Origin of the sequence: Mesorhizobium waimense (assembly GCF_003601975.1) — a bacterium.
Taxonomy (GTDB): Bacteria; Pseudomonadota; Alphaproteobacteria; order Rhizobiales; family Rhizobiaceae; genus Mesorhizobium; species Mesorhizobium waimense.
Genome location: NZ_QZWZ01000010.1, coordinates 140,105 through 157,603, shown reverse-complemented (window position 1 = coordinate 157,603; position 17,499 = coordinate 140,105). Strand labels below are relative to the sequence as shown.

The 17,499-nt window shown below is 64.2% G+C and carries 22 protein-coding genes; 16 read left to right on the top strand and 6 right to left on the bottom strand.

The window, feature by feature from the left end; all coding sequences use genetic code 11:
• Nucleotides 1-56: 56 nt before the first annotated feature.
• The 6 genes from D3227_RS15280 to motA are packed head-to-tail and all read right to left on the bottom strand — an operon-like array spanning nucleotide 57 to nucleotide 4,902.
• Nucleotides 57-491, bottom strand: a complete 435-nt coding sequence (locus tag D3227_RS15280) for a hypothetical protein (protein ID WP_120014923.1) — start codon at nucleotides 489-491, stop codon at nucleotides 57-59.
• On the bottom strand, nucleotides 488-1,570 hold the full coding sequence (gene flhB / locus D3227_RS15275; protein ID WP_120014922.1) for a flagellar biosynthesis protein FlhB: 1,083 nt from the start codon (nucleotides 1,568-1,570) through the stop codon (nucleotides 488-490). The genes D3227_RS15280 and flhB overlap by 4 nt, the downstream gene beginning before the upstream one ends.
• A 24-nt stretch (nucleotides 1,571-1,594) precedes the next feature.
• Complete coding sequence (locus D3227_RS15270; RefSeq protein ID WP_120014921.1) at nucleotides 1,595-2,608, bottom strand: flagellar motor switch protein FliG; 1,014 nt, start codon at nucleotides 2,606-2,608, stop codon at nucleotides 1,595-1,597.
• A 30-nt stretch (nucleotides 2,609-2,638) separates the two neighbouring features.
• Complete coding sequence (gene fliN, locus D3227_RS15265) at nucleotides 2,639-3,025, bottom strand: flagellar motor switch protein FliN (RefSeq protein WP_120014920.1); 387 nt, start codon at nucleotides 3,023-3,025, stop codon at nucleotides 2,639-2,641.
• A gap of 34 nt (nucleotides 3,026-3,059) precedes the next feature.
• On the bottom strand, nucleotides 3,060-3,995 hold the full coding sequence (locus tag D3227_RS15260; protein WP_120014919.1) for a FliM/FliN family flagellar motor switch protein: 936 nt from the start codon (nucleotides 3,993-3,995) through the stop codon (nucleotides 3,060-3,062).
• A gap of 31 nt (nucleotides 3,996-4,026) precedes the next feature.
• The gene (gene motA / locus D3227_RS15255; RefSeq protein ID WP_120014918.1) at nucleotides 4,027-4,902 is read right to left on the bottom strand and encodes a flagellar motor stator protein MotA; all 876 of its coding nucleotides are present in this window, start codon (nucleotides 4,900-4,902) and stop codon (nucleotides 4,027-4,029) included.
• 175 nt (nucleotides 4,903-5,077) lie between these two features.
• On the opposite strand from motA, the gene D3227_RS15250 reads away from it, so the two are divergent.
• The 16 genes from D3227_RS15250 to D3227_RS15175 all read left to right on the top strand — a co-directional run bounded on the left by D3227_RS15250 (nucleotide 5,078) and on the right by D3227_RS15175 (nucleotide 17,370).
• Nucleotides 5,078-5,854 (top strand): DUF1217 domain-containing protein, encoded by a 777-nt coding sequence (locus tag D3227_RS15250; protein ID WP_167480705.1) that lies wholly within the window; start codon nucleotides 5,078-5,080, stop codon nucleotides 5,852-5,854.
• 7 nt (nucleotides 5,855-5,861) lie between these two features.
• The gene (gene flgF / locus D3227_RS15245; RefSeq protein WP_120014917.1) at nucleotides 5,862-6,584 is read left to right on the top strand and encodes a flagellar basal-body rod protein FlgF; all 723 of its coding nucleotides are present in this window, start codon (nucleotides 5,862-5,864) and stop codon (nucleotides 6,582-6,584) included.
• Nucleotides 6,585-6,588: 4 nt separating this feature from the next.
• Complete coding sequence (gene fliI / locus D3227_RS15240) at nucleotides 6,589-8,010, top strand: flagellar protein export ATPase FliI (RefSeq protein ID WP_120014916.1); 1,422 nt, start codon at nucleotides 6,589-6,591, stop codon at nucleotides 8,008-8,010.
• Nucleotides 7,991-8,788, top strand: coding sequence for a hypothetical protein (locus D3227_RS15235; protein ID WP_167480704.1), 798 nt, complete (start codon nucleotides 7,991-7,993; stop codon nucleotides 8,786-8,788). Before fliI ends, D3227_RS15235 begins: the two co-directional genes overlap by 20 nt.
• 94 nt (nucleotides 8,789-8,882) lie before the next feature.
• A complete protein-coding gene (gene flgB / locus D3227_RS15230) occupies nucleotides 8,883-9,263 on the top strand; it encodes a flagellar basal body rod protein FlgB (RefSeq protein ID WP_120014915.1) in 381 nt (126 codons plus the stop codon).
• Between the two features lies 1 nt (nucleotide 9,264).
• A complete protein-coding gene (gene flgC / locus D3227_RS15225; protein ID WP_006204092.1) occupies nucleotides 9,265-9,681 on the top strand; it encodes a flagellar basal body rod protein FlgC in 417 nt (138 codons plus the stop codon).
• Nucleotides 9,681-10,016, top strand: a complete 336-nt coding sequence (fliE, locus tag D3227_RS15220) for a flagellar hook-basal body complex protein FliE (RefSeq protein ID WP_120014914.1) — start codon at nucleotides 9,681-9,683, stop codon at nucleotides 10,014-10,016. Before flgC ends, fliE begins: the two co-directional genes overlap by 1 nt.
• Before the next feature lie 9 nt (nucleotides 10,017-10,025).
• The gene (flgG, locus tag D3227_RS15215; RefSeq protein WP_006204090.1) at nucleotides 10,026-10,814 is read left to right on the top strand and encodes a flagellar basal-body rod protein FlgG; all 789 of its coding nucleotides are present in this window, start codon (nucleotides 10,026-10,028) and stop codon (nucleotides 10,812-10,814) included.
• A gap of 6 nt (nucleotides 10,815-10,820) precedes the next feature.
• Entirely contained in the window at nucleotides 10,821-11,357 is a 537-nt protein-coding gene (gene flgA / locus D3227_RS15210) for a flagellar basal body P-ring formation chaperone FlgA (protein ID WP_425374504.1), read from the top strand.
• Nucleotides 11,354-12,595: a flagellar basal body P-ring protein FlgI gene (locus tag D3227_RS15205; protein ID WP_120014912.1), complete on the top strand. Its 1,242-nt coding sequence runs from the start codon at nucleotides 11,354-11,356 to the stop codon at nucleotides 12,593-12,595. Before flgA ends, D3227_RS15205 begins: the two co-directional genes overlap by 4 nt.
• 9 nt (nucleotides 12,596-12,604) lie before the next feature.
• Nucleotides 12,605-13,186, top strand: a complete 582-nt coding sequence (locus tag D3227_RS15200) for a MotE family protein (protein ID WP_120014978.1) — start codon at nucleotides 12,605-12,607, stop codon at nucleotides 13,184-13,186.
• Nucleotides 13,183-13,887 carry a flagellar basal body L-ring protein FlgH gene (flgH, locus tag D3227_RS15195; protein WP_120014911.1) on the top strand — a complete coding sequence of 235 codons (705 nt, stop codon included), beginning with the start codon at nucleotides 13,183-13,185 and terminating at the stop codon, nucleotides 13,885-13,887. Before D3227_RS15200 ends, flgH begins: the two co-directional genes overlap by 4 nt.
• Before the next feature lie 27 nt (nucleotides 13,888-13,914).
• Nucleotides 13,915-14,415 carry a flagellar basal body-associated FliL family protein gene (locus D3227_RS15190; protein WP_120014910.1) on the top strand — a complete coding sequence of 167 codons (501 nt, stop codon included), beginning with the start codon at nucleotides 13,915-13,917 and terminating at the stop codon, nucleotides 14,413-14,415.
• Nucleotides 14,412-15,143 (top strand): flagellar type III secretion system pore protein FliP, encoded by a 732-nt coding sequence (fliP, locus tag D3227_RS15185; protein WP_006204083.1) that lies wholly within the window; start codon nucleotides 14,412-14,414, stop codon nucleotides 15,141-15,143. The genes D3227_RS15190 and fliP overlap by 4 nt, the downstream gene beginning before the upstream one ends.
• Before the next feature lie 210 nt (nucleotides 15,144-15,353).
• Complete coding sequence (locus tag D3227_RS15180; protein ID WP_120014909.1) at nucleotides 15,354-16,238, top strand: flagellin N-terminal helical domain-containing protein; 885 nt, start codon at nucleotides 15,354-15,356, stop codon at nucleotides 16,236-16,238.
• Between the two features lie 247 nt (nucleotides 16,239-16,485).
• Nucleotides 16,486-17,370 (top strand): flagellin N-terminal helical domain-containing protein, encoded by an 885-nt coding sequence (locus tag D3227_RS15175; protein WP_120014908.1) that lies wholly within the window; start codon nucleotides 16,486-16,488, stop codon nucleotides 17,368-17,370.
• The last annotated feature ends 129 nt before the right edge of the window (nucleotides 17,371-17,499 follow it).

The following is a 17,499-nucleotide window of genomic DNA, read 5'->3' as shown; positions in this document are numbered from 1 at the left end:
GCGGGCGCACGAAGCGTGCCCGGCGCGATGTACTCCCCACCAACAAGTGCCTGATTTTAGAAGGCGAGCGGCTCGGTCCTGCGGATGCGTGCCTGGTCGATCACCGCTTCCAGCAAGGCGGTGTTGTGCTCGGGGTTTTCGCCAGGCTTTTCGAACGACACGTAATTGACCGCCACCGAAGACTTGTCTTCGCTCAGCGTCAGCTGGAAATAGACGGTGACGCCGGGCGGCCTGAGCTCCAGATCCAGCACGATGCGCGGACTGCCGCTCCAGTCGACATGGGCCTCGCCGCCATGGCCGAGCCTGAGCGTGCCGGCCATGAAGAACAGCTCGGCCGCCGAATCCACCAGGTCCGACAGGCAGGCGAAATGTTCCAGCCGGATGAAGGCGATGTAGTCGGCGACATCGATCAGCCGGAGCTCGGCGATCACCTGCTCGATGGCGCTGGCGACGATGATCTCGCGGGATTTTGCGTAAGGTTGCCGGTTCATGAGGTCAGTCTGCGCTCTGCCTTTTTCGAGTAGACGATCCGCACCAGCTCGGCGACGGCCTGATAGAATTGCGACGGGATCACGCTATCAACCGAAACTTGCTTGTACATGGAGCGGGCAAGCGCAACGTCCTCGAAGATCGGGATATTGTTCTCCCTGGCGATCTCGCGGATCTTGAGCGCCACCAGATCCTGGCCCTTGGCCAGCACCAGCGGCGCCGCATCCTCGTCGCGGACGTATTTCAGCGCGATCGAGAAATGGGTCGGGTTGGCAATGATCAGCGTCGCGCGCGGCACCGCCGTCATCATCCGCTTGCGTGCGCGGTCGCGCGCCAGCGATCTGAGCCGCGACTTGACGATCGGATCGCCTTCCGCCTGCTTCATCTCGTCCTTGACCTCCTGCTTGCTCATGCGCAGGTCCTGTTTCCAGTGGAAGCGTGACCAGACCAGGTCGACCGTCGCAATCAGTCCCATGACGAAGATGATCGCCACCAGGATGTCGACGGCGATGCCCCGGATGACAAGGCCGAAGGCGACCGGGTTGGTGATCATCCCGGCGAGCAGCTTGCGGTGGTCCTCCGACAGCGTGAAGAAGAGCACGACGACGGCAAAGCCGAGCTTGCCCAGCGATTTCAGGAACTCGACGAAGCCCTGCACGCCGAACAGCCGGCTCCAGCCCTTGGTGACCGAAATGCGCGACAGTTGCGGCCTGACCCGCTCGCCGACGAATTGCGGCATGTTCTGGAACACCGAAGCGCCGACGCCGGCCACCACCAGCAGCACCAGCAGGCTGACGACAGCGCGGCCGATCTCGATCATGACGGTCTTGTAGAGCGCGATGACATCGGTCTCGGTGTCCATCGGCCAGGCTTCCGGCTTCTCCAGGAACATCGACAGGAACATACCAAGGTCGACGATGGCGTCCTTGGCGTAGAAGACGGTAAACACCAGTATGGCGACGAAGGACGTGAAGAGGGCGGTCTCGCGCGAATGGGGCAGCTTGCCCTGTTCGATTGTGTCTCGGATCTTCTTTTCTGTGGCTTCCTCGGTTTTCGAGTCCTTGTCGGCCGCCTCAGCCATCTTGGACTAGCCCACTCGTTGTCATCAGGCTGCAGCGTTCTGCGTCGCGGGCAGCTCGAAAGCCCCCTCGCGCGACAGCCGGATCGTCGCCACCGCAATCGTCTTGCGGGCCGCCATGATATCGGCAAGGGCGATGCCTTCCGAGCCCTGCCCGAGTTCGGCTTCGATCATGCGCCGCGAGCGTGCGCCGATTGCCGACAGCACAGATTCGGTCAGCGCTGGCGGCGCGCCGCGCAGTGCCAGCGTGACTAGCTCCGTCGACAGCCCGTCGAACAGAAGCACCCGTGCCTTCTGGGTCAGCAACGGCAGGTCGTCGAAGGCGAACAGCCGCGACCTGACGCCATCCAAATCGGGCGTGCCAGCCTCCTCCAGATCCTGCATGACCTCTTCGAGCTGCGGCTTGTCCATTTCGTTGAGCACGCTGGCGACCCGCGCCTGGCCTGCCGAAATATCCTTGGTCGCAGCTTGCGACAGCAAGCTCGAGCGCAATTGGCTTTCGACGATCTTCGCGGCCGCATCCGGAATGGTCGCCATCGTCACCATGCGCTTGATGATCCCGCCGCGCATCGGCTTTGCCATCGTCAGCAGTACGTTCGCCGCCGCTTGCGGGGCAAGCTTCGACAGCACCATGGCCGCGGTCTGTGCGTGCTCGCAGGCGAGGAAGGTGCCGAGCCGCGCCGGCTCGAGCTTCTCCAGATCGGGCCAGATCGGCTGCGGCCGCTCCGGCGCCACCTCGAATTTCTTGTCGCCCATGATGGCACTCATTTCTTCCGGCGACAGCGATTCATTGAGGATCGTGTCCATCCTGTCGGCGGAATCGAGCAGTCCCGCGCCTTCGGTGAACTCGGCCTCGAATTCGGCGACGATGCGTTCGAGGTCGCTCTGCGGAATCGTGCGCAGCAGCCGCGCCCCCTCGATCAGCGCCTTCAGTTCCTTCTGCTTGAAGAATTTCAGCAGCCGGCTGGCCGAGGGCTTGCCCATTGCCACCAGTATGGCGGCGGCCTTCTGCGGGCGCGTCAGCGTGGTAAGCGTCGTCATGCTGTCTGTCCCTGCGGCACGCCGGTTATCCTATGCGCTCTTCGTGGCCGCGATGATTTCGGTCAGCCTGATGCCGAAGCGCGATGGGTCGCTTTCGAGCACGGTGATCTCGCCGCGCGCGATCTTGCGGCCGTTGACCACCACGTCGACAGGTTCGCCGATGCGCCGGTTGAGCGCCACCGTCGAGCCCTTCTGCAACGCCATCAGCTCGGACACCGGCATTTCGGTGCTGCCGAGGATGATCTGCACATCGACCGGGATGGTCATGATAATGTTCGAATTGGCACCCGATGCCGCGCGCAAGGCAACGTCCGGACGCTTCTCCTCTTCCTGGAGAACGCCGCGCAGTTCCTCGATGGCACGGTCGAGTTGCTCGTCCGGCTGGTCGAGGTCGGCTTCCACCTTGGTCTTGGCCATTGATCGTCTCCCAAAAAACTCGAGCCTGCCGGCGTCAGCCCGGCATCAGCCCGTCGATGAAGTCCTGCCCGGCATCGTAGGGATGGCGGACGCGGACGGTGTAATTCTGGCCGAGCTTGCCGAACTCGCAAACGAACAGCGTCTTGTCGCGCGCGCTGAGCCGCGCCTGCGATTGCGCAGTCTCCTCGAATTCGATGATCTGCCCGACCTCGAGGCTGGCGAGGTCGCCAAGCGTCAGCCGCGCGAGCGGCATGGTTGCTTCTAGCGCCACCGTCGAGCGCATCACCTCTTCCGAGAAGCGGGCCCGCCAGTCGGACCCCGTCGTCTGGTCGTCATTGGCACCGGCCGCGCCGCCACGGGTGGCAAGCAGGATGCGTTGCGGGATCATCACCGTGACCGTGCCGCTATCGGTCGGCGTCGAGATGCCGAACACCATGCGGACCGCCGCTCCGTCGCGCAGCACGCGCCGCCTGGCCTCCGCACCCGACATCGCGCGCTGTACCGGCAGCCGCAGCTCGAGCGAGCGCCTGCCCGATCCGTTCAGGGCCTGCGCGACTTCCTGGAACACCGTCGTCGCGACGTCGGTCTCGATCTGCGACAGCTCGCGCTCGATCGGCGAGACCGGCAGGTCCGGATCGCCTCCGAACAGGGCACAGACCATCACCGCGATAGCGGGCGCATCGATCACCAGCGTCATGGCGTCGGACGACGTCGGCGAGGCAACGATGGTCATGGCGAAGGTATCGCCGGCATACGCGCGCGCATCGGGAACGCGGCTTACTTCGACCGCGCGCAGGTCGACGGTGACTTGAGCGCCAAGCTCACCGGCAAGGCTCTTCTGCAGAAGCGGCACAGCGCGCTCGGCCATCCCGCGCCCGGCGCCGATGACATGAGCGGCCTCGCCGCTGTCGCCGACCAGGCGTTCGATGATCAGGGAACGGGTCTCGGACGGACTGCCTGGACTGGTCATGACGGCGAACGGCCTCTGTCGCTGCGCATGCTCAGGCCGCTTTCTTCTCGGCCGTGCCGGCGTTCATCGTGCTCTGCTCGACGGCGTCGATCGTCGGCCGCTCGTAGGACGAGATGGTCTTGCGCCCGAACTCGATCGCGACCTGCGGCAGGGCGCCGTTCATATAGGCCAGCAAGGTCTGCTTGACGATGATGTAGAGCCGGTTCCGCTTCTCACGCACGGTCTTGATCTTGGTGGCGACCGGCCCGACCAGCGCATAGGACAGGAAGATGCCGAGGAAGGTTCCGACAAGCGCCGCGCCGATCAGGCCGCCGAGGATTTCCGGCGACTGGTCGAGCGCGCCCATCGCCTTGACCACGCCGAGCACGGCGGCCACGATGCCAAGCGCAGGCAGGCCGTCACCCACCGCCACCAGGGCATGATAGGCCTTCATCTTGTCGGTCTTGATAGTATGGATCTCCTCGTCCATCAGCGCCTCGATCTCATGCGAGCGCGCATTGCCGATGATGATGATGCGGCAGTAGTCGCAAATGAAATGCGTCAGGTCATGGTTGTGCAGCACCGTCGGGAATGCCTGGAAGATCGCCGATTCCTCCGGATTGTCGATATGCGCCTCGACCTCGCTGCGTGACTTGGACCGTAGCTCGCGCATCAGGCTGTGCAATACGCCGAGCGTTTCGAGATAGTCCCGCTCCTTCGGTACAGCCTGCTTGAAGGCTTCGAGAATGCCTTTGCCGGTATCCTTGACGGTCTTCATCGGGTTGGCGACGAGAAAGGTGCCAAGTGCCGCACCGCAGATGATCACCGCTTCCCACGGCTGCATCAGCACATGAAGATGGCCGCCCATGGCCATGAAGCCGCCGAGAACGCAGCCGAGCGTCACCACCAGTCCGATCAGAATGCCCACGCAAGATCCTTCCGCATGTCACTTCAGCATCAACGGATAGTCTCCGTGCCTTGTGTGAGGCTTGAATCCCCGATGTCGCGAAGCACTGAGTGTCGCGAACATGTCCGACACCGATTCAGCTTCGCGCAAGGAAGTGAGGCTATTGTCCAGGGATAGCTTCGGCCGGAGGCGCAGCGTGTTGAACACCTATACGAGCTACCAGCTTATCGCCAAGGACATCCCCAAGGCACTCGACCAGGTCGAGGCACAGCCCGTCGTGAAGCGCGACACCGATTACTATCTTGCCAACATCGGCAACGTCAAAACGATCGACGATTTCGTCAAGGACACCCGCCTTTTCACCTATGCCATGAAGGCATTCGGCCTCGGCGACATGGCTTATGCCAAGGCATTCATGGTCAAGGCACTGAAGGAAGGCGTCGCCGACGAGGACAGCTTCGCCAACAAGCTGACCGACAAGCGCTACGCCGAATTCGTCAAGGCGTTCAATTTCGCCGCCTACGACGATACCGCCACGCTGTTCCCCGCCGCCCAGCAGGGCACGGTCGACAAATACATGCGCCAGACGCTGGAGGAAAATGCCGGCGAGACCAATGAAGGCGTGCGGCTGGCGCTGTACTTCGACCGCAAGGCGTCCAGCATCACCAACTGGTACGACGTGCTTGCCGATACTGCGCTTGCCAGCGTGGTTCGCAACGCGCTCGGCCTGCCCGATTCCTTCGCCTCCGCCGACATCGACAAGCAGGCGCAGGCGTTCGAGCAGAAGCTGGACATCGCCGATTTCGCCGACCCCGAAAAGCTGAGCAAGTTCCTCACCCGCTTCACCAGCATGTGGGAGATCAACAACCCGACCTCGACGGCGCAGACATCGGTCAGCGTGCTCTTCGCCCAGCCGACCACGGTCGGCATATCGACCGATCTGATGATGGCCATGCAGAAACTGAGGTTCTGAGAACACTATGCAGGACAGCCTCTACGTAGCTCTGTCGTCGCAGATCGCGCTCGAGCGCCGGCTTGACACCATCGCCGACAATGTCGCCAACGCCTCGACCATCGGCTTTCGTGCCACCGGCGTGAAATTCGAAGACGTCGTCTCCGGCACCGGACCGAAGTCCGTTTCTTTCGCCTCTTCCGGCAACACCTATCTTTCCAATGCGCACGGCCCGATGACCGAGACCGGCAATCCCTTCGACTTTGCCATCCAGGGCGACGCCTGGTTCGCCATCGAGACGCCCGTCGGCACGGTGATGACGCGCGACGGTCGCTTCTCGATGAACGATGCCGGCGAACTGATGTCGATCGAGGGCCATCCGGTGCTCGACAGCGGCGGCGCGCCGATCCAGCTCGACCCGCGCAACGGCCCACCCAAGGCCGGTGCCGACGGCTCGCTGCGCCAGGGCGATCAGCTCGTCGGCGCGATCGGTCTCTACGATTTCGACCCCGGACAGAACTTTGTCCGCTACGGCAATTCGGGCATCGTTCCGGCGCGCACGCCGGAGCCGGTCACAGACCGACCCGATGTTGGTGTCGCGCAAGGGTTCCTCGAGGAATCCAACGTCAATCCGGTGCTGGAAATGACCCGACTGATCATGGTCCAGCGCGCCTTCGAGAACACCGCGGCGCTGATACGCCAGGCCGATGCGACCACCGACGACGCGATCAAGACGCTCGGCTCCAAGTAGCGGCATGTCGACCGGCCTGCCCTCGATACGCGCCCTCGAAAAGCAGCCCGACGCCGCGCCGCAGGACCGGCTGGCGGCGCTGGAGCATATCTGGCACCGGTTCGATGACCCAGATGCGTTGTTGCGGCGCGGCGGCCGCGTCGCCGAAATCTCGCCGACGCATTACAAGGTGCGCGGCCTGTCGGGCATCGCCAGGCTGGGCGACATCGTCGAGCAGCGCGGCCATGCCGGTACGCGCCGTGGCGAGATCGTCAAGATCGCTCGCGACGAGGTCGTCGTGGCGCCTTTCGAACGCAGCGCCGATGCCGGCATCGGCGATGCCGTGTTCCGGCGCGGCCCGCTGACGGTGACGCCGCACGCTTCGTGGCGCGGACGTGCCATCGACGCGCTGACCCGCGTCATCGACGGCGGTCCGCCGCTGGTGAGATCGGGCATCGCCGTGGGCGAAGGCACGACGACACCGGGCGCCATGGCGCGGCAGCGCGTCGGCACCGCCTTCATGACCGGCGTTCGGATCATCGACATCTTCACTCCGCTCTGCTTTGGCCAGCGTCTCGGTGTCTTTGCCGGATCGGGCGTCGGCAAGTCGACGCTGCTGGCCATGCTCGCCGGCGCCGACGCCTTCGATACGGTCGTCGTGGCGCTCATCGGCGAACGCGGCCGTGAGGTGCGCGAGTTCCTCGAGGACACGATCGGCGCCGAGAGCATGGCCAAGACCGTGGCCGTCGTCGCCACCAGCGACGAGAGCGCGATGATGCGCCGACGTGCGCCCGACACCGCCATGCGCGTCGCCGAGCATTTTCGCGACCAGGGCCACCGCGTGCTTCTGGTGCTGGATTCGATCACCCGCTTCGCCCATGCGCTGCGCGAGGTGGCGACGGGGACCGGCGAGCCGCCGGTCGCGCGCGGCTACCCGGCCTCGGTTTTCACCGATCTGCCCAAGCTGCTCGAGAGGGCCGGACCCGGCATCGAGGGCCCAGGGGTCGAAGGCAAAGGATCGATCACCGCCATCATTTCGGTGCTGGTCGACGGCGACGACCACAACGACCCGGTCGCCGATTCGGTGCGCGGCATCCTCGACGGCCATGTCGTGCTCGACCGCTCGATCGCCGAACAGGGCCGCTATCCGCCGGTCAATCCGCTGTCGTCGATCTCGCGCCTGGCCGACAAGGCATGGAGCCCCGAGCAGCGCATGCTGGTAACCCGGCTGAAGTCGATGATCTCGCGGTTCGAGGACACGCGCGACATCCGTCTGCTCGGCGCCTATCAAGGCGGCGCCGATGCCGAGCTCGACATCGCCGTGCGCCAGGTGCCGCTGATCTACGAGGCGCTGACGCAGTCGCCGAGGGACCGCGCGTCGGTCGATCCGTTCGCCGATCTCGCCCGCCACCTGAAGGGAAAGCAGAATGGCGATGCAGGAGAGTGAGCGTCAATACACCGAGCGCATCTTGCGCGAGATGATCGCCGAGGCCAACGCCAAGGAACAGGCCAAGGCTGACGAAGCGAGAATTGCCAAGGCACTTTCTGCCAGGGCCTGGGTTGCCAAAGCTGAGGCTGCTCTGGCCAGGGCTGCCAAGCCTCCCCTGCCTAGGGTTCCTCAGGCCGAGGCTGCCGAGATGACAGAGGCCAGCCGCGACTCGCTCATCGACGGGCTGTTTCCGCGCACCGAATGGCCGCAACCGCCAAAGGTGGAATTTCCCCGATTGGGAACGAAGCCCGACCGGCGCAGCGATTTTGTCGTCGCTGCCCTCGGCATCACGCTCGGTCTGATCTGCGCGCTGTTTCCCTGGTACATCTTCTTCAACCAGGAACAGTTCGGCGTGCAGGCGATCGCCTTCGGCGGCAGCGGCGCCAATGCCGGTCGCGTGAGCGGCGGCTCGCAGCTGGAAAATCGCGGCGCGCCGCTGACGGCCAAGGACATCCCGGACATCGATCTGTTCGCCACCGGCACCTTGCCCGATCAGCCCGAGGATCCCGACCAGGCGCCCGGTCTCGAGCAGCAGCCCTTCCCGGCCGATGCCGGCAAATTCCGCATGGTGCACGTCGCCAACGGCCGCGCCATGATCGAGGACGACGCCGGCCTGTGGATCGTCCAGCGCGGTTCGGTGCTACCGGATTCCAGCCGCGTCTCGTCGATCGAGCAGCGCGGCGGCAAATGGGTCATGGTCACCAGCACCGACCAGGTGATCGAGCTCTCCAAATAGCCGCGGCAGGGCCGCGCCCTGCTGACACAGGCTCAGCGCAAGGTCCGCGCAAGACTGGCAGCCTAGTCTTGTGCGTACCCGCCCGGAGATTCCCATGGAGCCCGTCAACCTTTTCGATCTTGCCACCAAGCAGTCGCAGTGGCTGGCCGTGCGCCAGTCCGCCATTGCCTCCAACATCGCCAACGCCAACACGCCGGGCTACACCGCAGGCGATGTCGAGCCCTTCGAAAAGGTCCTCGACCGCACGGCGGTTTCGCTGCAGGCCACCCAGGCCGGCCACCTCGGCACTGAAGCGACCAATGCCGGCTTCACCATCAAGCCGGAGGAAACCACCGGGTCGATCATGCCGTCGAAGAATACGGTAGTATTGGAAGACGAACTGATGAAGGCCGGTGAAGTCCGCCGCTCGTTCGAGCTGAACACCGCGATCGTCAAGGCTTTCCATTCCATGATGATGATGGCGGTGAAGAGCTGACATGGACGCGCTGACCGCAGCCCTCAAAGTCGCCGCATCCGGCCTCGGCGCCCAGTCGGAGCGCCTGCGCGTGGTCTCGGAAAACCTCGCCAACGCCCAGTCGACGGGCACAACTCCGGGCTCCGATCCCTATCGCCGCAAGACCATCAGCTTTGCCTCCGAGCTCGACCGCTCATCCGGCGGGTCGCTCGTCGAGGTCAACTCGATCGCCCGCGACCCCTCGGATTTTCCCGTTGAATTCCAGCCCGGCAACGAAGCCGCCGACGACAAGGGCTACGTCAAGATGCCCAACGTCAACGTGCTGATCGAAATGGCCGACATGAGCGAGGCCAACCGCTCCTATGAGGCCAATCTTCAGGTCATCAAGCAGGCGCGCGACCTGATTTCCATGACCATCGACCTGATGAGGAACCAGTAATGATCAGCGGCATCGGCAACATCGGCGTCGTTCAGCTCAAACCGGTGACCGATGGCGCCGAAGGGGCGACGGGGCTGTTCCAGCGCATCGTGTCGCCGCAGGCCACGGAGAATGTCGGCACGTCCTTTGCCGAGGCGCTGAGCCATGCCGCATCGAAGACCGTCAACACCTTGCAGAATGCCGAGCAGGTATCGATCAAGGCGCTTAGCGGCGACGCCGATACGCGCCAGGTCGTCGACGCCGTCATGAACGCCCAGCAGGCCCTGCAGACGGCGGTCGCCATCCGCGACAAGGTCGTCTCGGCCTACCTCGAAGTCAGCCGCATGGGCATTTAGGACCGCATCATGAAAGCACTCGCCATCGCCGCCACCGGCATGAACGCCCAGCAGACAAATCTGGAAGTCATCGCCAACAACATCGCCAACATCAACACCACCGGCTACAAGCGCGCCCGGGCCGAATTCTCCGACCTGCTCTATCAGGTCGACCGCACTCAGGGCGTGCCCAACCGCGCCAACACCTCACTGGTGCCGGAAGGCGTCTCGATCGGTCTCGGCGTCAAGACGACGGCCGTGCGCAACGTCCACACCCAGGGCGAGCTGACCAGCACCGGCAACAGCTTCGACATGGCGCTGACCGGCAGGGGCTGGTTCCAGATCGAGGGCGCCGATGGCGGCACGCTCTACAGCCGCGCCGGCGCCTTCAACACCAACGCCACCGGCCAGCTCGTGACCGTCGATGGCGCCAACGTAGTCCCGGCCATCACCGTGCCAGCCGATGCGGTCGAAGTCATCGTCAACAAGACGGGCCAGGTCTTCGCCCGCATCGATGGCCAGACCGACCTCCAGCTTCTCGGCCAGCTCCAGCTCGCCAACTTCGCCAACGAAGCGGGTCTCGCGCCACTCGGCGACAATCTGTTCCAGGAGACGGCGGCTTCGGGTCCGGCCAATGTCGGCGTGCCCGGCGACCCGGGCTTCGCCACGGTCGAACAGGGTTATCTCGAGGCGTCCAATGTCGACCCGGTCAAGGAAATCACCGAACTGATCTCGGCGCAGCGCGCCTACGAGATGAACTCCAAGGTCATCCAGGCCGCCGACGACATGGCCTCGGTGGTGTCCAAGAACATCAGGTAAACGATGATGGCCGCGCCGACCTCCCGCTCCGCACTCCGCCGCACCGCGCTGATCCTGGCGCTGGTGGTCGGCGGCGTGCCGGCTGTTGCCCAGGAGTCGGCCAATCAGTCGGCCAATCAGTCGGCCAATCAGATCGCCAGCAATCAGACCGTCAGCGAAGTCGTGCTGATCCCCAACCGGGTCATCTATCCGGGCGAAACGGTCGAGCTCGGCGCCCTGAAGCAGGTGACGCTTTTGCCGGGCAAGCACAAGCCCGATGCGATGGCCACGCGGGCCGAGGAGCTTCAGGGCAAGGTCGCCAAGCGCACGCTGCTGCCCGGCCGCTACATTCCCACCGCCGCCATCCGCGACGCCTGGCTGGTCGAACAGGGCGCCGCCGTGCAGATCTATTTCACCGCCGGCGGGCTGACCATCTCGGCTTCAGGCGTCACCCTGCAGCCGGGTGCTGCCGGCGACCTCGTCAAGGTCCGCAACCTCGACAGCGGCAAGATCATCTCCGGTACGGTGATGGCCGACGGGACCATCAAGGTCAGTGCGACATGACGCGCGGACTTGCCTTACTGCTGGCGGCCATTCTCGGCCTGCAGCCGGCACTGGCCGACGGGCTGACCCCCAAGGCCAAGCGCGAGCTCGCCGCCCGGAACGGCGGCGCCTTCAACGATCCGGAATACGACCCGGCCACCACCAGCCGCATGTTCCGGGTGTCGAACGGGCCGAGCTCGCTGCCACCGGGTCAGGTGGCGTCGCGCATCAAGGACATCGCCCAGTTGCAGAGCGCGCGCGACAACCAGCTTGTCGGCTACGGTCTGGTCATCGGCCTGGCCGGGTCGGGCGACAGCCTGCGCAATTCGCCTTTCACCGAACAGTCGATCCGCGCCATGCTTGAAAACCTCGGCATCGCCACCGAGGGCGGCAGCGCCCGCGCCAAGAACGTCGCCGCCGTCATTGTCACCGCCAACATGCCGGCCTTCGTCGAGTCGGGAGCCCGCATCGATATTGACGTCTCCTCGATGGGCGATGCGACATCGCTGGCCGGCGGCACGCTGATCATGACGCCGCTGAAGGCCGCAGACGGCGAGATCTATGCCGTGGGCCAGGGATCCGTCATCGTTTCGGGTTTCACCGCCCAGGGCCAGGCCGAGCAACTGACGCAAGGCGTGCCGACCGCCGGACGGGTGCCGAACGGCGCAATCGTCGAGCGTTCGGTGCAGGCCGAGTTCGACGACCAGGCCGTGCTCACCTTGCAGCTGCGCAACCCTGATTTCTCGACCGCCATTCGCATCGCCGACGCCATCAACGACTACACAGCGCAGCGTTTCGGCCTGCGCGTGGCCGCCGAACGCGACGCCCGCACCGTGCAGATCAGAAGGCCGAAGAACGTCTCGGCGGCGCGCTTCTACGCCGAGATCGAAAATCTCGTCGTCGAATCGGACACGCCGGCCCGCGTCGTCATCGACGAGCGCACCGGCACCATCGTCATCGGCAACGACGTCAAGATATCGCGGGTCGCCATCAGCCACGGCACGCTCACCGTGCGCATCACCGAGGCGCCGAGGGTCGTTCAGCCCGAGCCCTTCTCCAAGGGCGAAACCGCGGTCGAGCCCTTCACCGCCATCGAGGCCACCCGGCCCGACGCGCGCGTCGCCGTGCTCGACGGACCCAACCTCGAAACGCTCGTTTCCGGCCTCAACCGTCTCGGCGTCAAGCCGGACGGCATCATTGCCATCCTGCAAGGCATCAAGTCGGCCGGCGCCCTGCAGGCCGACCTGGTTCTCCAATAGGCCATGCCGATGATCGATCCTTTCTCCGCGAAACCGAACTCTCGCTTCGCCGCGCCGACGCTTCTCGCTTCGGCCCTCGCCGCCATGCTCCTAAACATCGGCCCGGCCCGCACCGAGGAGGCCGAGCGCCAGGTGCTGCCCGGCGGGCAGGCGCCGGCGGCACCGCAGCAATTGACGAAGGAGAAGGCGCCGGACGAAAGCGAGATCCAGCGCTTCTGTTCCAACATCGCCGACGCCGCGCGCGACCGCCGCTATGCGCTGCAGGCGCAGGAGCTCAAAGAACTGCAGGCCGGCATCGACCAGCGCATGAAGGCGCTGGAAGAAAAGCGCGCCGAATACGAGCAATGGCTGAAGCGGCGCGAGGTGTTCCTGGCGCGCGCCGAGGACGGCGTCGTCAAGATCTATGCCGGCATGAAGCCCGACGCCGCGGCCGAACGCCTGGCGATGGTCAATGTCGACCTCGCCGCCGCCATCCTGATGAAACTCGATTCGCGCAAAGCCGGCGTCATCCTCAACGAAATGGACCAGAAGGCGGCGGCAGCGCTCACCGGCATCATGGCCAGCGCGGCGCGAAGGGTAGATCCGTCATGATCCGCAGTACGCTCATCCTGCTTGGCGTCGCCCTGCTGTCCGGCTGCGGCACCGATCTCAAGGAGGTCGGCCGGGAGCCTGCGCTGTCGCCGGTCGGCTCAGGCATCACAGGCAGCGTCAACGCCCCCTATAGCTATCCTGAAGCACCGCCGGCGCCAGTGAAGAAATTCTCGCTTTGGGATGATCGCCAGAGCCGGCTGTTCACCGATCCGCGCGCACTGCGCGATGGCGACATCCTGACGGTCAAGATCAAGCTCAACGACAAGGCGAACTTCAAGAACCAGAACGACAGGAGCCGCACCGCCGCACGCAAGCTTGGCTATGACGTCACGCTCGGATGGGAAGGCAACAGCACAAGCGGCAAGGGCGACGCCGGCCTCAGTTCCAGCACAGAGACCAACGCGGACGGTGAAATCAAGCGCTCGGAAAACCTCGAGCTGAACGTCGCCGCCGTGGTCACCGAGGTCCTGCCCAACGGCAATCTGATGATCCGGGGCTCGCAGGAAGTGCGCGTCAACTACGAACTCAGGGTGCTGACCATCGCCGGCATGGTGCGGCCGTCCGACATCGGCGCGGAGAACACCATCTCCTACGAACGTATCGCCGAGGCGCGCATCTCCTATGGCGGCCGTGGCCGCGTCAGCGAGGTCCAGCAGCCGGCTTACGGCCAGCAGGTCCTCGATCAGGTCCTGCCTTTCTAGCGCGGGCCGGTAGGGGAAAACCAAGCCATGGCGAATGTCGAACAGGTCGAGCCAAAAAAGGGACCTTCCCTTGTCATCCAACTCGCCATGCTTCTGGCGATGACGGGCGCCGCCATCGGCATGGGCTGGATGTCCGGCGGCTACCTGAAAGCCGCTGGAGGGCCGGTGCCGGTACCGGTGGCTCCGGAAAACGAAGGCAGCACCGGCAAGACCGCAGGCGCCGAAGGTCACGGAACCGAGGCCGGACCGGCGCTTGTCGCGCTACCACCGATCACCACCAACCTCGCCGCGCCGTCCGAGATCTGGATAAGGTTGGAGGCATCGGTGGTCTATGACGCGCCGCAGCCTTCGGCGATGACCGAGGAGATCCACCAGGATCTGCTGGCTCTGGTGCGCACGATGAAGATGCATCAGATCGAGGGCGCCAGCGGCTACCAGCATCTGAAAGCCGACCTCGAGGAGCGCGCCGCCATCCGCAGCGGCGGTCATGCCAAACAGATTCTGATCAGGACATTGCTGCTCGAATGAGAAGATTTCTTGTCGCCGCGGCGCTGTTGATCGTCGCCACATCCGTCGCCGGAGCCCAGCAGCTGGATCTCGGCGGTATCGGCAAGGCCGACGGCACCACCGTCGGCTACATCATCCAGATGTTCGGCCTGCTCACCGTGCTGTCGGTGGCGCCGGGCCTGCTGATCATGGTGACGAGCTTCACCCGCTTTGTCATCGCTTTCTCGATCCTGCGCGCCGGCATCGGCCTGCAATCGACGCCGGCCAATTTGATCCTTATCTCGCTGTCGCTGTTCATGACTTTCTATGTGATGGCGCCGACCTTCGACCAGGCCTGGAACACCGGCGTCAAGCCGCTGATGGACAACCAGATCAGCCAGACCGAGGCATTCGAGAAGATTTCGGATCCGTTCCGCACCTTCATGCTGCGCAATGTGCGCGACAAGGATTTCGACCTCTTCGCCGACCTTGCCCGCGAGCGCGGCCAGGTCGTTGCAAAGGAGACCGTCGACCTGCGCATCCTGGTGCCGGCCTTCATGATCTCGGAGATCCGCCGCGGCTTCGAGATCGGCTTCCTGATCGTGCTGCCCTTCCTCGTCATCGACCTGATCGTCGCCACCATCACCATGGCCATGGGCATGATGATGCTGCCGCCGACCGTCGTGTCGTTGCCGTTCAAGATCCTGTTCTTCGTGCTGATCGACGGCTGGAACCTGCTTGTCGGCAGCCTGGTGCGATCTTTCACCTGACCCGCCCGGCCAAACGCGGCGCCTGCAAGAACTTCGCGCAATATATTTTCGGTTAACCGTCCGATTTAGCGCTTTGGTAGGGACTTGCCAGCATAGTCCCCCCAGATGGCGGGTGATCTCAACTAACGATCATTGGCATGATGCCGCACCGTCATACCGGACAAGCCGGTATGTCAAAAAAACACGTGTAAAAACAAGGTACGAGTAGCCATGTCCAGTATCATGACCAACGCCTCGGCGCTGACCGCGCTGCAGAGCCTGAACTCCACCAACAAGCAGCTTGAAATGACGCAGGCCCGCATTTCGACCGGCTACCGCGTCGCCACCGCCAGCGACAACGCTGCCTACTGGTCGATCGCCACCTCGATGAAGTCCGACAACAAGGCGCTTTCGGCCGTTCAGGACTCGCTCGGCCTCGGCGCCGGCAAGGTCGACACCGCCTACACCGCCATCAATGACATCAAGGACCAGGTCGACCTGATCAAGTCCAAGCTCGTCACCGCCCGTGGCGCCAGCCAGGAAGACCAGCAGAAGATCGCGACCGAAATTAACGCCATCCAGGCGCAGATCAAGTCGTCGGTCACCAACGCCAACTTTGCCGGCTCGAACCTTCTGCAGACCGACGGCGCTGCCACATCGGACCTGAAGATCGTCGCTTCCTACAACCGAACCGGCGCGACCGTCACCATCGACACGATCGATGTCGCGGCTGCCGACACCCAGGTTCTCGACGTCGCCGGCACGGGCGGCATCGTCGGTGGCCTGCTGGCCACGACCTTCTTCGACCCGAGCGCAGCTGCGGTCGCCGACACCGCCATCGACACCGCACTCGGCAACGTTGAAACGGCGCTCAGCGCACTGTCCACCGGCGCTGCCTCGCTCGGCGCCGCCAAGTCGCGTATCGACACCCAGAAGAGCTTCCTGTCGAACCTCAGCGACTCGATCGACAAGGGCGTCGGCGCACTGGTCGATGCCGACATGAACAAGGAATCGACCCGCCTGCAGGCCCTCCAGGTCCAGCAGCAGCTCGGTATCCAGGCGCTGTCGATCGCCAACGGCAACTCGCAGTCCATCCTGTCGCTGTTCCGCGGCTGATCGCTTACCAGACTTCAGTTATCTGCATCGGGCCGCGCCATCAGCGCGGCCCGATTTCGTTGTGAAGATGCTGCCGTTTTTCGTTGTCAAAGCATGGTTTTAACGCGCCATTAACGATATCGCGATACTCATGGTTAACCATTCGCTTAGGACGGGCAGACCACCAGTTGGTCGACAGGCATGACGCTTTCGCCGAACAGGTTGACCGGCATGCGCGAGGCATGCCTGCTTTGAGAAGAGGTGTATCTTGGCAAGCATCATGACCAACGCCGCGGCGCTGACCGCGCTTCAGAGTCTCAACGCCACCAACAAGCAGCTTGAAACGACGCAGGCCCGCATTTCGACCGGCTACCGCGTCGCCACCGCCAGCGACAACGCCGCCTACTGGTCGATCGCCACCTCGATGAAATCCGACAACAAGGCGCTTTCGGCCGTTCAGGACTCGCTCGGCCTCGGCGCCGGCAAGGTCGACACCGCCTACACCGCCATCACCGACATCAAGGACCAGGTCGACCTGATCAAGGCCAAGCTCGTCACCGCCCGTGGCGCCAGCCAGGACAACCAGCAGAAGATCGCGACGGAAATCAAGGCTATCCAGGACCAGATCAAGTCGTCGGTCACCAATGCCAGCTATGCCGGCTCGAACCTGCTGCAGAATGACGGCGCCGCCACATCGGACCTGAAGATCGTTGCTTCCTACAACCGATCCGGCGCGACCGTCACCATCGACACGATCGATGTCACGGCTGCCGACACCCAGGTCCTCGACGTCGCCGGCACGGGCGGCATCGTCGGCGGCCTGCTGGCCACGACCTTCTTCGATCCGAGCGCCGCCGCGGTCGCCGACGCCGCCATCGACACCGCACTCGGTAACGTTGAAACCGCGCTTGCCAGACTGTCGACCGGTGCTGCCTATCTCGGCGCCGCCAAGTCGCGCATCGACACCCAGAAGAGCTTCCTGTCAAACCTCAGCGACTCGATCGACAAGGGCGTCGGCGCACTGGTCGATGCCGACATGAACAAGGAATCGACCCGCCTGCAGGCCCTCCAGGTCCAGCAGCAGCTCGGCATCCAGGCGCTGTCCATCGCCAACGGCAACTCGCAGTCCATCCTGTCGCTGTTCAAGAGCTAGGCCCAAGCAAGTTTTTCCATTCGGATTGACAAGCTTTTTCTTCGGATTGAAGGCCGCGCCTGGGGCGCGGCCTTTTCGTTTCCGCCTATCATCCTCGCACAAGCTTCGCGGTCTAGTGTTCCCACGGAC